Below are 12,938 nucleotides of genomic sequence, written 5' to 3'. Positions count from 1 at the left end.
CTAATGATTTAGATGATAAAAATCAAGAATCATTTCTTAAGACGTTTTATCAGCTTCATAGCATTTGATTATTATTTTAAAAAATGTAAATTAGTTTCAATTTAAAACTAATAAGTTTTATTTAGAAAACATCAAATTATCATGAAATCAAATTCAATATTAATAGCTGAAAAAAGAAAGGTTTTTAGATTAAATACAGCATCACAAAAAATAGAATGGAGTGTTTCTTTTGAAAATAAAATAGCTGGAATTACAAGAGTCAACGAATTTGTGTTTATCTCCACCGCTAGCAATTGGGGAAAATACTATACCAGTTTATTAGAATTCAACACAGGAAAACTACTCTGGACAATAGATAAGATACTATACTTTGTTCATGTCTTTGAAGAAACTCTCATATACATTGACAAAACCAAAGAAATAGTTTCTTTATCACTCAATAGTGGGGAAGAAAAATTCAGGGTCAAAATGGATTTTAAATGGTATGAATCTCCAAGAATGGCATTGATTGAAAATAAGATATATCTGTTTTCGACAAAAAGGACTAAAGTTTTAAATTGGATTACTGGAAGCTTATCAGAATCAAAATTACCAGCAAACATAAATCCCAAAGAGGTAACTTTTATAATCGATGAGTTTCAAATAGAAATAAATACCCTACCCTCTGGAGATGCAGGTGATGCTATGTTATATGGCATGGCAGTTGGAGCAGAAAATGATGGTGGAGGTTCCAGCGGTGGAGATGCTGGTGAATAAATCTTTCAAATTATTTTGTATACTTAAATAAGTATTATACTTTTAAAGCCCCAAGCCTTAAAATCCTACTTATGAAAAGTTCTTATTTAAGTATAATTCTTATACTCCTTTTTGTTTCGTGTACAAAAAACCATGATCCTATTTTAATTGATGACACGAGCCTTCATGGTGTTTGGAAATTCGATTATATCATTATCGATGGTGTTAGACAAAACAACTCAAACTGTAGGGGGTTTGACCGTATTACGATCGATACAGATAAAAATAGGGTTAAATGGACTTCATCAAGCATGGATAAATTTCCTTGTATTAGGACATCGATTAATTTTAATTATGACTTAAAAAACGACAAAATAAATCTATATAATAACAATTATATTAAAAATGTTTCCATAGTTGACTTTTCTGACGCTAGATTAACATTGGAAGGTTACCAATGGAAAGCACATTATAAGCGTTAATTTTCGTCGTTAATCCGATTTTCCTCTTCAACACCGTCTCGTTCTGTTTTGTCTTTTCCAAATTTAGACCCAAAACTATACGATACCCTAAGTTGAACATTTTGTCGGGATCCATTACTATTTACAGTAGCAGTTCCGTTTCCGTAATTTATAGTCCCCATAAAACCTCGATTCAAAATCTTACTCAGCCCTAGATTGACCTTCAGTTTATCATCCAAGAATGTTTTCCCGAAAGACATATCTAGTTCAGCCAACCAATCTACTTCGATTTGACCCTCGAGAGCTCCTGTACCATAGTTCCCGCTCACCTCAAAATCAATCCCAAGAGGCAACTGATAGTTTGCCTGTAGGAACCAAAATAAATTCCATTGGTTCAGGTCTAGATCAAACTCTACAGATTTGTAATCTGTATTTATTAAAATAAAACCGGTATACCCTTCTATTCCTTTTATAAAGTCTAAAGGTCCAAGTAACCTAAAGTTCCAATTGGTATTTTCTTCAACATTTACATTCAATTGTCTAATCTGTGCTGTGGTATTGTCTTGCCTAATTAATTCAAATATTGCATCTTCTGTACTGCTGTATCCAATTGTAAAAAAAGGTTGTCCTTCATAGGTTAGATTAAACTGATACTTGTTGGTGTAAGCGGGGGTTAAATTTGGGTTTCCTTCACTTGCCGAAAATGGATCTAAAAATTCTGCAAATGAATTTAAACTACTGTAAGAAGGTCTTCTTATCCGATAGCTATAAGAAACACTGGCACCTAAAACCTCGGTTAATTCTCTGCTAATAGAAGCACTTGGGAATATTTTTTTAATGGGTCGTTTTTTAAGTGCCGATTTTTCAATCCCATTTTCCAAGAAAATAGAATTTCCATCGGTATTACTGTCTTCATAGCGTAAGCCACCAGAAAATGCCCATTTTCCTCTAGAAGCATTTACTTTAGAATAAAAAGCCAATATAGTTTCATCAATTAAAAATTGACTGCTTCCTCTTTCGTTAAAATCAAAACTACCTAAACTATTTTCATTAAACGACTGTAGATCGTTATCTGTATTTACATCTGCATATCGAGTTCCTAAACTTAACTTTAAATTGTCAGAAAATGTTTTTGTATAATCTAATCTGTAGGTTTTAATATTAAATTTCCCGTCTTGTATATATCTTCTATTTGTAAAAGGAATTGTACTTCCTGAAACATCATATAAGTTATTTGTGTTGTCACTACTGAAATCGATGTAATTAAAATCAATAATCAATTTATTACGCTCCGTTTTATATTCATAGTAAGGATTAAAATTAAAATCGGATCTTTCGATGTCAAAACTGTTTTCTGAAAACAAGGTATTTATTGAACTGGCGTCAGAAATAATAGTTTTGCTAGACGCAACTCTTTTAGAAGTTCGATTATTAAATCGACCGCCTACTCCGATTATGTTGCGTTCATTTAAATAATAATCTATATTCCCACTTATTCTAAAGTTTTTTGGACTGTAAGGTTCTATAGTAGTCTGATCATAGGTCTCTGCGCCTACGGTTCTGACTAAAAACAAATCATCTCGCCAAGTTGGTTCTGACTGATTAAAACTAGCTTGCCAGTTAAGTTTGTTTTTATAGCTAGCAATAGAGGCTCCGGTACCGTATTCTAAACCTTGGTCCTCACCGATCCAAGTATTTACATTACCATGAGTTCCTAAGCGTACATTTTTCTTTAATATAATATTAATGATTGATCCCGATCCAGAAGCCTCATATTCGGCGCCTGGCTGTTCTACAACTTCAATTTTAGCAATATTGTCCGCAGGAAAATCACGTAACAGAGTTTGAACATCCATATACTCGGTGGTTTTACCATTTATAAGAATTCGAACACCTCGGTTCCCAGCTATGGATATTCCATTATTTGTAACCAAAACCCCTGGCACCTTCCGCATTACATCTTGAAGACTCGTATTTATCAATTCTGATTTCTCTAGATCGACTACTAATTTCTCTGCAGTCTGTTTTATAACAGGGCGTTTACTTTTCACGATAACTTCATTCAAAGCCTGTGCTTCTTCTTCCAAAATAAAATTTAAAACGGTTTCTTTTGAAACAACAAACTCCTCAGATTTCTTTACTTTAAATCCTAAAACTGAAACTTCTAACTCATACGTTCCATTTGGAATGTTTTCTATAATATAAGCTCCATTACTGTTTGATATTACACCTTTTGGCAGTTCATCACTCCCTTTTTTGTGAAGTATTATGTTTGCAAAAGGAACAGGAATGTTGAAAGCATCTTTTACAATACCGCTAATTGTGTTTTGAGCATTTGTAAAATGAAATACAAAACAAAAAAATAATACCGAAAGAGTAGATTTGGTCATTTTATTAAAATGATTTGATTAAGAATTCTTCTAACTCACTAGTCTTTAGATTCTGTAAAATGTTACAATAAAATTTACTTATAAAAACAAATATGTTGGTTATTCTTTAGGGCATTCATTTCATAAGAATTCTATAATTTAAAAATACAGTCTTAAAGATATTTTAATTAACTGATAATCAATAAAGTGAATTTGATTTTTAATTAACTTTATTTTCTATTGATTTTAAATTTTAAAAAAATAATTTATCTAACTTTAGAATAAAACCATCTATATATAATTATGGCAAGTTCAACTCAAGAAATATCTGAAAAATTTAATGCTAACTTCAAAATCAACGGAATATATTCTCATTCAGAATTAAGAGATTTTATTGAAAATGAAAGTTCTTTTTCTGTTAAAAATGTAGCGGCATATACTTACAATAGATGGAATAAAGGAATGAATGACATTCATCCTTTATTAGAATGGTTAAATCGCGGTTATTATAAGTTTTTGGACTTAGACTATGAATATAACGGGCTGGTTATTCACCATCCACAAGGTGGAATTCCATATAAAATGGGAACATGGACCGATGGTAAATTAAGTTATGAAGGGGGATTCAAAGACTTTAAAGATTGGAAAGAATCTGATTCTAACGGTGTTAAAATTATTGATTTTAATTCCAAAGTAACTTTTGAATCCGTTGACAAAAAAATAACCCAAAAAAAAATGATCAAAGAAGTGAAGGAAGAACGCATCCTTTTTGAGGACGGATATTCTAATCTTTATGCTAATTCTGTGCTAGGGGAGCTTTTAAAATATAAAGTTGTTGGAGATCAATTTGAATTTGGACCCATAACTTATGTTATTACAGATATTAAGTAGGGTACTTAATTCTTGTCATCTGTGTACAACGACTCCCACTCATTAACTTTCATAGCCTCTATATTCAGGTCATCTAAACCTTCTTGATCGAATGGGTTTTCTATGTAATCTTGAACGTTATACAGTGCCATCAGTACAAAACTTACAACTAAAGAAAACATTAAAGAAACTATTGATTCTAATTGATAACCAGTCTCTGAAGTTGTTACCACTAGTTGGGAATTGTAAAGGAAAGGTGAAAAGTAAATAAAGATTAAGCAATATTTTCTTAATGAGATTGGAGTCCCATGTATTTTAATTCCGCGGATTTGTTCTGCAGATAAAAACAACTCATTTTTTACACGAATTAAACTGTCTTTCTCACGTTCGTTGAAGAGTTTTTTATGAGAATCTATGATTAATAAAACTTCTTTTCTTTTTTCTCTAATCACATCAAAGTCGTCTTCAGAGGATGGGTTTGTTAAATAGTCATTTAGTTCTTTCTGAACCAATACTAGTTTATTAAATAAATCAACGTAATCTTTTTTACTAATTTCATCTACTGCATAAAATATATTGGTCAGATCGATTATCTTATTTCTAAATTCGGAGAATAACGTAATCGACTCTTGTCTTCTTTGATATGCACTTGTGATTGAAAACACCAATGGAAATACAATTGCGATACTCATTATGGTAAAATCAACCTTCAAATTTATCTGATATTTATTGTACAAAAAATAAATAAGAATGGTTTCTATTAAAATCAGAGCGACTCTATAGTTTAATACAGATAACAAGGCTTTTGAATTCATTTATTAAATTTAAATTATGTGTTTTGTATAATTTCTAGAGATAACTAGAATTGCTTAACAAGTACCCTATAAGAATACCTAATAATAAAATAATAAAACTTTTAAGCTTGAAGACAACTGAATATCGCTCCCAGGAATCTGGAATATCATTTTTATTTTCATCTAATGCAAATCCTGACTTGGTCGAATATTTAGCGTACCAAAAGAAAACAAACATCAAAGCAGTAAAAATTAAAACAATCAATAATATAGTGTCAATCATAATGACTTAATTTATAACATTTACATAAACGTTTATAATATAAATTTATTGCTTATTAACTAAAAATAGGGTTCCAAGGGTACTGCATTTTTACGCACCTTCTAAGAATTATATTCTTAATGGTTATAAACTAGAAATAAATATAAGAACCTAATAAATTAAAGATAAAGGGAGCGAAATTTTAACTTTATTCCTCTTGAAGTTTTTGTAAATCTTCAGCCACGGCTTCAACTCGTTCCATTACACGCAATAAGTTTCCACCCCAAATTTTTTCAATTTCTTCTTTTGTATACCCTCGTTTAACAAGTTCTTTTGTAACATTTAAAGATTCTGAAGCGTTGCTCCAACCCTCTATTCCTCCACCTCCGTCAAAATCTGAACTAATTCCTACGTGATCTATTCCTATTTTATTTTTTATATAATCAATGTGATCTACAAAATCGCTAACAGACACAGGAGGAACTTTATCTTTGAGAGCTTCCATCTGTTTTTCTGCCAATTCCATTAGTTTTTTTCGCTGTACGAGATACGTTTGCAATTCATCAAAATCTAAAGCTCTCATTTCATACTTATCCAAAACTGCTATGTTGTTTTTCTCCCCAATAACTTTTAAAAGAGAATCTTTTGCTTTATTATAATTATTATGCTTTTCTGAATTTAAATAAGAGCTAAAAGCAACAGTTTGTACAACTCCATCACTTTGTTTTACCCATTGAAGTTGCTCGTCATCTAAATTCCTAGAATGATTACAAAGGGCTCGAGCTGAGGAATGAGAAGCTATAATTGGTGCTTTGGATCGAAGAGCCATTTCTCGAATAGCTTCCTTGGAAGGGTGAGAAATATCAATCATCATTCCATAATAATTCATTTTATCTATGACTTCTTTTCCAAGTTTGCTAAGCCCATTATGAAGATAAATTCCATCCTTCTCACCCGTATTTGAATCAGATAATTGACTGTGTCCATTATGTGCAAGTGACATATAGCGGGCGCCACGATTATAAAAAACCTCAACATTATTGACGTCTTCTCCAATTGGAAATCCATTTTCAACTCCAATCATAGCAATCTTTTTACCACTCTTCCAAATACGAAGAACGTCTGCAGCTGTTAATGCTAATTCTATTCGATCGGTAGCATATTCTGAAACTAATCTGTGAATTGCATTAAATTTATCATCTGCGTTTGATGCTGCTAATGCATAACCTTCCTGAGTTAAATCTCCTTGACCGGTATAAACAATAAACCAAGCAACATCTAACCCTCCTGCTTCCATACCTGGAATATGAACCTGTGATTGAGTTTCGGTACTGTAGTTAAGAGAATCTGTAAAATTACCCACATTGATATCGTCGTGGGTATCGATTGTAATTATAGATTTATGAATCTCCTCTGCTGTTAAAGGTGGCGTTTTTTTTTCTTGGGAACAGCTGAATACCAAAAAAGAAAAAATCACTAAAGGATTGATTGCGCGCATAATTTAAATGTATTTCACTAAGGTAGTTAAATTCCATTTATCAGGTTACCGTTGGCATTTCTGAGCTTATGTCTTCATATTCTCTATTCTGCATTATCTGCTCAATACGCTCTACGCTTAAAAATAAATCTAGATAAGAGGTATAGATCGGAGCGACCCCTAATCTCAAATAATCAGGTGGTCTAAAATCTGGAATCACTTTTATACCTGCTGCCTTACCAACTATTAAAGCTTTGCAGATACGCCATGATTCTTTATGTTTTAAAGTAATATGGGAACCTCGTTCATTCGAGTTTAAAGGGGTCTCTATCTCAAAACCATAGGGATGTAACTTTAAATTAATCAATTCAACTAAAAATTGAGTTTGTGCTTGACTTTTCTGACGTATACGCTTTACTCCTGCTTGAATTGTCAAGTCTATTCCTGCCTCCATTGCTACCATGGAAAGTATTTGTGGGGTGCCAGCGTCAAATCTATTGATTCCTTTTGCTGGTATAAAAGGCAATGAAAAATCAAAAGGTCTTTCGTGTCCAAACCAACCTTGAATTGGAGAGTTTAATCTAGAGATGAGGTCTTTTTTTATGTATATAAAAGAAGGAGCACCTGGACCTCCATTTAAGAATTTATAAGTACAACCTAAAGCTATTTTTGTTTTACTTTCTTTAAAATGAACATCAACCACCCCTACGGCGTGGCTAAGGTCCCAAACAATAATACTGTTGTTTTCCTCAGCATATTCATTTAAACTTCTCATGGGATATAACCAGGAGCTCTTGTAAGAAACTAGGCTTAAACAAACGATTCCTGGATTTTCCTTTATTTCTTTTTTGAGAAGATTTAAATCCGCTTTTAAATCACTGGAGTAAGAAACAATTGTCGTCGGGTTGCAATGAAATTGCTTTGCAAGACCTTCAATTATATAAACATCAGTTGGAAAGTTTAGAGAATCTGTTATTAGGTTTTTTGGAACGATCGTGCTCGAAAGAAGGGCATGAATCAATTTATATAAATTAACCGATGTAGACTCTCCTACTTTTAATTCATCGGGACTTCCTCCTAATAATGTTGCTAATTTACTTTCTATTCTAGCAGATAAACTTAACCAATGATCATTCCAACTTCGTATTAAGTTTTGACCCCACTGATTTTCCACAACGTTATTAATAGAATCTTTTGCTTTTACAGGAAGTTTACCCAAAGAATTACCATCTAAGTATATTTCATTAGAATTATGGTAAAACTCTTTTCTAAATGTTTTTAATACATCCTGAGTATCTAAATAATTCGCTTGCTTTAGATCAATCATAAATTAATTTGTAATGTAGTTTAACACTTTTTTGATCCATAAGGAGTACATAATACTACTCGGATGTAATCCATCTTGAGCTACAAGATTAGGCTGAGAAGTTACCTGTCTTGAAATCTCGGTTACGTCAATATAGGATACCTTATAGTTCGAACATACTTGACTGATTACCGAATTGAACTGATCTATTTCTTCTGCTATTTTATTTTGATCTCGATCCGAAGCAAACGGAGTTACCCCCCAATCTGGTATGGAGAGAACGACTACCCCAGTTTCGTTTTTTTTACTAAACGTTATTGCTTTTTTTAATAGAACGGTAAATTCCTCTTTAAAATTCTCTATGCTTAAACCTCTATATTGATTATTAACTCCAATCATAAGAGACACTAAATCATATGATTCATCGATTTGTTGTTCTTCTATAGCATTTAACAACTCACCAGTAGTCCAGCCGGTTTTTGCAATTATCTTAGCTTGTTCAAAAACAATTGAATTTTTATTTAATTCCGAAACTAATTGGTTTGGCCATCTTTCAAATACTTCAACACTTTCACCAATGGTATAACTATCACCAAGAGCGAGGTATAATTTGGGAGGTTTTTGCTCATGACTAGAACAACCTACGAGTAATATTAAAATTAAATTAAAGAATTTATTGATCATGTCCTCTAAATGTTATTTAAAAATAGTGATTTCTATTGTTTTAAGAACTTTCTAAAGCACAAGTTAGCTTGAAAAAAAATAGTAATTTGCATTAAAATCAAATCAATGCAAAGCTCTAAAATAAGATCCTTAATTTTTGATAAACTCTCAGAAAGTGGATTAAACTCAAATCTTGCTGATATTGCAACTTCAAGTTGTATCCTTTTAGGGTACCTTTTTATGTCGCTTTTACTTTTTTGGATCTCTAGAAAATTAATTATTGGTGCTTTTACTAAAATCACAAAAAAGACTAAAAGCACTTTTGATGACATTTTAATCGAGCACAAGATCCCTAAGTTACTTTCATATTTCCCAACTTTATTTTTTTTAAGTAAAGTAATACCTACTGTTTTTGAAAATCAGAATTGGATTCCACGTGTTTTTGAAGCCGTAACCATTATAGTAGTAATAGCGCTAATTAGATCTCTTTTAAAATCTGTTAGAGACTATTTAAAAACACTTAATTCTTTTAAAGACAAACCCATTGACAGTTACATTCAGGTGGTAATGATTTTTTTATGGTTCATTGGAGGGATTATAATCTTATCTATATTAACGGAAACGGATATTGGAACATTCTTAACCACCCTAGGAGCACTTTCTGCTGTTTTACTTTTTGTATTTAAAGATACCATTCTTGGATTCGTTGCTAGTGTACAAATAACAATAAACGATACAGTTAGAATTGGAGATTGGGTAAGTATGCCGAATAATAACGCAGATGGTACGGTTGTAAAAATAAGTCTTTCTACTGTTCAAATTCAAAACTTTGATAACACAATAACTTCAATTCCGACTTATAAATTAATATCCGATTCATTTATTAATTGGAGAGGAATGAGTGAATCTAGTGGTAGAAGAATAAAACGTTCGATTCTTATTAAAGTAGGAAGCATTAGGTTCCTAGAAGACGATGAACTAAATCCCCTCAAAAAAATTAATTTAATGTCGGGTATTATTCAATCTAAAGAAGAGGATATAAAAAATTATAATTCTAAATTTAATGCTGATAAATCTTTACTTATAAACGGTCGCAATCTAACCAACATTGGACTATTTAGAGCTTATGCAGAAGCATATCTTAAGGATCATCCGATGATCAATAAAGAAATGACCTTAATGTGCAGACAATTAGCTCAAACTTCGCAAGGTGTTCCTATAGAAATTTATGTATTTAGTGCAGACAAGAAATGGGAAAATTATGAGTCTATTGTTGCTGATATATTTGATCATTTACTCGCCTCAACTAAGTACTTCCATTTGGAATGCTTCGAATTTTCACCAATAATCCCAAAATTATAATGACAAAGAAACCTTCTAATTTCATAGTACCATTTCTTCTTTTATTTTCTTTTTTTACAAATGGTCAAACATTTACCGGAAACGAACTAATTAATAAAAGTATTGAATATCATGACCCCAATAACAATTGGGCAACATTTTCTGGGACCTTAGAAATAACCATGGAAATACCGGAAAGAGAGAATAGAATTAGCACTATTGATTTTGATTTTCAAAAGGGGATATTCAAAAACAGCTTCAATAGAGATTCCAATATAATTACGCAACAATTGGAAAATGGAAATTGTAGTGTTCTTTTGAATGGGAGTAAAGACTTTAGTTTAGAAGATGAAAAAAAGTATAGATTGAGTTGTGATCAAGCGAAAAGAACACGTGATTATTACACTTACCTCTACGGCCTTCCAATGAAGCTTAAAGATCCAGGAACTATTATTGAGCCAATAGCAGAAAAGCGAATTTTTAAAGGAAAAGAATATTGGGTAGTTCAAGTGAATTACACTGAAGAAGTTGGTAAAGACCGCTGGTATTTTTATTTGAACACTGAAACTTATGCTCTTGAAATTTATCAATTTTTTCATGAGGAATCAAAAAATGATGGAGAGTATATTTTATTATCGGAAGAAACAGAAATTAAAGGAATAATAATCCCGAAGAATAGAGCATGGTATTATAACAACGACAACAAATATCTTGGAACAGATTTTCTGTTTAAATCTGAAACTAAATAATTAAATGTTTCGAGAAAGAATCCACTCTTTATGGAACCCTGAATGTTATCATGGATGGGGAAAGAATAAAAAATTTTTTGAAGGCTGGTATTACAAAATTATCTCTGAAAATCAAGAACACAAGCTTGCCATTATTCCTGGAATTGCAATGGACAAAAAAGGAAATAAACAAGCGTTTATTCAAGTTTTAGATGGAAAAAATCTAGAAGCTTCCTATCATAAATTTTTGGCAGATGATTTTAAGCCAACACCAAGGAAACACAATCTTTCCATAAAAAAAAATCGCTTTACAGAAAATTCTATCGAAATAGACTTACCTAATCTAAAAGGTAAATTACAATTTAAACAAAGAAATCCATGGTCTTCAAGTATCCTGTCACCCAATATCATGGGCCCTTTTTCATTTGTTCCTTTTATGGAATGTTATCATGGAATACTAAGTATGGATCATGAGATTGAGGGAACTTTAGAATACAAAAACAAAAAACTATCCTTTGATAACGGAAGAGGATATACAGAAAAAGATTGGGGACATTCTTTTCCAGAAGGATATGTTTGGATGCAAAGCAACCATTTTAGTAAACCTGGAGTTTCAATAAAAGCATCAATAGCAAAAATTCCATGGCTTGGCTCTTCGTTTATTGGGCATATTGCAGGAGTTTTAATTGACGGAAAACTAATCGAATTTACGACCTATAACGGAACTAAATTAAAAAAGTGTTCTATTTCAAGTAAAGAAGTTTGTTTAGAAATGGAAAACAAAAAACACTCCCTTTACATTTTAGCTAAACGAAAAGAAGCAACTTCACTTGCTGCTCCAATAGCTGGTTTTATGGATGCAAGAATAGAAGAAAGTATGAACGCCCAAATAGAAGTTAAGCTAACCAATAAAAAATCAAATATTGTTTTGTTGGAAGACACAGGCTTCTCTGCTGGTCTAGAAGTTGCAGGAAACTTCAAGGTTTTATTGAAGTAAATTACTTTTTAAAAAACCTCAGATAAAGTGCAAATAAACAAAGGAACGATCCGCCAGGCAAAAGGAACAAGGCCACCAATAAAGGGTAAAATTTATTGGGACTCGTTTTTTTAACAAGCCCGGGTAATTCTTTTAATTTTTCTTTAAAGTTTTTTACATTCATAAACAAAACCTATTCAAAGGTACTCTTCTTTAATAAAACTGACTGTTTTTGTTCATTTAAAACGATACATCAATTTCATATATGCACTTTGGTTTGTATATTGAACTTATGATTGATAAACTAAAAGAAAACTACGGTTCTATATTTGAAGCAGCTTTAATTTCAGAAATTGAACGTGTGGGCATAATAAAAGAAGTTGCCTCTGGAACCCAACTAATGCATATTGGACAATACATAAAAAGCATGCCCTTGGTGCTCTCTGGTACGCTTAAAATAATGAGAGAAGACCAAGAGGGTGACTCTCTACTTCTTTATTATCTTGAGCGGGGTGAAACCTGTGCAATGACTCTTAGTTGTTGTTTAGGGAATCAAAAAAGTGAAATTATTGCTGTTACAGAATCAGATACCATTCTCATTATGATACCCATTGAAAAAATGGAATCGTGGACTGCACAATTTAAAAGTTGGAGGAATTTTGTTTTTGAGAGTTATAATCATCGAATTAAAGACCTCTTAGAAACGGTAGACAGTATTGCTTTTCTTAAAATGGACGAACGACTTATTAAATATTTAGAAGAGAAATCAAGAATTTCAGAGGACGGAATTATACATAAAACACATCAAGAAATAGCATATGAATTACATACCTCAAGAGTTGTAATTTCAAGGCTTTTAAAAACACTTGAAAAAAAAGGTGCTATTTCTATAGAAAGGAATAAAGTTAAGCTACTCTAATTTTAAGTTGGTAACTTGAGTTACAGACTCAATAGCA

General features: G+C 31.8%; 13 protein-coding genes. 7 read left to right on the top strand and 6 right to left on the bottom strand.

Annotated elements, in window-relative coordinates:
• Positions 1–141 precede the first annotated feature (141 nt).
• A complete protein-coding gene (locus tag NG655_RS02410; protein WP_252157760.1) occupies positions 142–756 on the top strand; it encodes a hypothetical protein in 615 nt (204 codons plus the stop codon).
• Positions 757–827: 71 nt separating this feature from the next.
• Entirely contained in the window at positions 828–1,217 is a 390-nt protein-coding gene (locus tag NG655_RS02405; protein WP_252157759.1) for a lipocalin-like domain-containing protein, read from the top strand.
• On the opposite strand, the gene NG655_RS02400 is transcribed toward NG655_RS02405, so the two are convergent.
• Positions 1,214–3,586 carry a TonB-dependent receptor gene (locus tag NG655_RS02400; protein WP_252157758.1) on the bottom strand — a complete coding sequence of 791 codons (2,373 nt, stop codon included), beginning with the start codon at positions 3,584–3,586 and terminating at the stop codon, positions 1,214–1,216. The two genes, NG655_RS02405 and NG655_RS02400, sit on opposite strands and share 4 nt — an antisense overlap.
• A gap of 282 nt (positions 3,587–3,868) precedes the next feature.
• Here NG655_RS02400 and NG655_RS02395 point away from each other — a divergent pair, with 282 nt between their 5' ends.
• On the top strand, positions 3,869–4,456 hold the full coding sequence (locus tag NG655_RS02395; RefSeq protein WP_252157757.1) for a DUF7225 domain-containing protein: 588 nt from the start codon (positions 3,869–3,871) through the stop codon (positions 4,454–4,456).
• Between the two features lie 5 nt (positions 4,457–4,461).
• On the opposite strand, the gene NG655_RS02390 is transcribed toward NG655_RS02395, so the two are convergent.
• From NG655_RS02390 to NG655_RS02370, 5 genes are all read right to left on the bottom strand, one after another.
• Complete coding sequence (locus tag NG655_RS02390; RefSeq protein ID WP_252157756.1) at positions 4,462–5,250, bottom strand: bestrophin family protein; 789 nt, start codon at positions 5,248–5,250, stop codon at positions 4,462–4,464.
• Positions 5,251–5,284: 34 nt separating this feature from the next.
• A complete protein-coding gene (locus NG655_RS02385) occupies positions 5,285–5,512 on the bottom strand; it encodes a hypothetical protein (RefSeq protein WP_252157755.1) in 228 nt (75 codons plus the stop codon).
• Between the two features lie 187 nt (positions 5,513–5,699).
• Positions 5,700–6,989, bottom strand: a complete 1,290-nt coding sequence (locus NG655_RS02380; RefSeq protein WP_252157754.1) for a dipeptidase — start codon at positions 6,987–6,989, stop codon at positions 5,700–5,702.
• A gap of 40 nt (positions 6,990–7,029) precedes the next feature.
• The gene (locus tag NG655_RS02375) at positions 7,030–8,295 is read right to left on the bottom strand and encodes a kynureninase (RefSeq protein WP_252157753.1); all 1,266 of its coding nucleotides are present in this window, start codon (positions 8,293–8,295) and stop codon (positions 7,030–7,032) included.
• Between the two features lie 3 nt (positions 8,296–8,298).
• Complete coding sequence (locus tag NG655_RS02370) at positions 8,299–8,958, bottom strand: SGNH/GDSL hydrolase family protein (RefSeq protein ID WP_252157752.1); 660 nt, start codon at positions 8,956–8,958, stop codon at positions 8,299–8,301.
• A gap of 105 nt (positions 8,959–9,063) precedes the next feature.
• Between NG655_RS02370 and NG655_RS02365 the strand changes: the two genes are divergently transcribed.
• The 4 genes from NG655_RS02365 (at position 9,064) to NG655_RS02350 (ending at position 12,901) form a co-directional block, all read left to right on the top strand.
• Complete coding sequence (locus NG655_RS02365; protein WP_252157751.1) at positions 9,064–10,299, top strand: mechanosensitive ion channel family protein; 1,236 nt, start codon at positions 9,064–9,066, stop codon at positions 10,297–10,299.
• Positions 10,299–11,027, top strand: coding sequence for a DUF6503 family protein (locus NG655_RS02360; RefSeq protein WP_252157750.1), 729 nt, complete (start codon positions 10,299–10,301; stop codon positions 11,025–11,027). Before NG655_RS02365 ends, NG655_RS02360 begins: the two co-directional genes overlap by 1 nt.
• A gap of 4 nt (positions 11,028–11,031) precedes the next feature.
• Complete coding sequence (locus NG655_RS02355; RefSeq protein WP_252157749.1) at positions 11,032–12,003, top strand: tocopherol cyclase family protein; 972 nt, start codon at positions 11,032–11,034, stop codon at positions 12,001–12,003.
• Between the two features lie 271 nt (positions 12,004–12,274).
• Positions 12,275–12,901 (top strand): Crp/Fnr family transcriptional regulator, encoded by a 627-nt coding sequence (locus NG655_RS02350; protein WP_252157748.1) that lies wholly within the window; start codon positions 12,275–12,277, stop codon positions 12,899–12,901.
• Positions 12,902–12,938 lie beyond the last annotated feature (37 nt).

This window comes from Candidatus Arcticimaribacter forsetii (genome assembly GCF_910589745.1).
Classification (GTDB): domain Bacteria; phylum Bacteroidota; class Bacteroidia; order Flavobacteriales; family Flavobacteriaceae; genus Arcticimaribacter; species Arcticimaribacter forsetii.
The sequence above is the reverse complement of the archived record's forward strand: the minus strand, read 5'-3'. Positions and strand labels throughout refer to the sequence as shown.

What these genes read in the sequence shown, in the direction of transcription:
- NG655_RS02410 (WP_252157760.1), top strand. Translation starts at nt 142, where the DNA reads ATGAAATCAAATTCAATATTAATAGCTGAAAAAAGAAAGGTTTTTAGA.
- NG655_RS02405 (WP_252157759.1), top strand. Translation starts at nt 828, where the DNA reads ATGAAAAGTTCTTATTTAAGTATAATTCTTATACTCCTTTTTGTTTCG.
- NG655_RS02375 (WP_252157753.1), bottom strand. Translation starts at nt 8,295, where the DNA reads ATGATTGATCTAAAGCAAGCGAATTATTTAGATACTCAGGATGTATTA.
- NG655_RS02400 (WP_252157758.1), bottom strand. Translation starts at nt 3,586, where the DNA reads ATGACCAAATCTACTCTTTCGGTATTATTTTTTTGTTTTGTATTTCAT.
- NG655_RS02380 (WP_252157754.1), bottom strand. Translation starts at nt 6,989, where the DNA reads ATGCGCGCAATCAATCCTTTAGTGATTTTTTCTTTTTTGGTATTCAGC.
- NG655_RS02385 (WP_252157755.1), bottom strand. Translation starts at nt 5,512, where the DNA reads ATGATTGACACTATATTATTGATTGTTTTAATTTTTACTGCTTTGATG.
- NG655_RS02360 (WP_252157750.1), top strand. Translation starts at nt 10,299, where the DNA reads ATGACAAAGAAACCTTCTAATTTCATAGTACCATTTCTTCTTTTATTT.
- NG655_RS02365 (WP_252157751.1), top strand. Translation starts at nt 9,064, where the DNA reads ATGCAAAGCTCTAAAATAAGATCCTTAATTTTTGATAAACTCTCAGAA.
- NG655_RS02390 (WP_252157756.1), bottom strand. Translation starts at nt 5,250, where the DNA reads ATGAATTCAAAAGCCTTGTTATCTGTATTAAACTATAGAGTCGCTCTG.
- NG655_RS02370 (WP_252157752.1), bottom strand. Translation starts at nt 8,958, where the DNA reads ATGATCAATAAATTCTTTAATTTAATTTTAATATTACTCGTAGGTTGT.
- NG655_RS02355 (WP_252157749.1), top strand. Translation starts at nt 11,032, where the DNA reads ATGTTTCGAGAAAGAATCCACTCTTTATGGAACCCTGAATGTTATCAT.
- NG655_RS02350 (WP_252157748.1), top strand. Translation starts at nt 12,275, where the DNA reads ATGATTGATAAACTAAAAGAAAACTACGGTTCTATATTTGAAGCAGCT.
- NG655_RS02395 (WP_252157757.1), top strand. Translation starts at nt 3,869, where the DNA reads ATGGCAAGTTCAACTCAAGAAATATCTGAAAAATTTAATGCTAACTTC.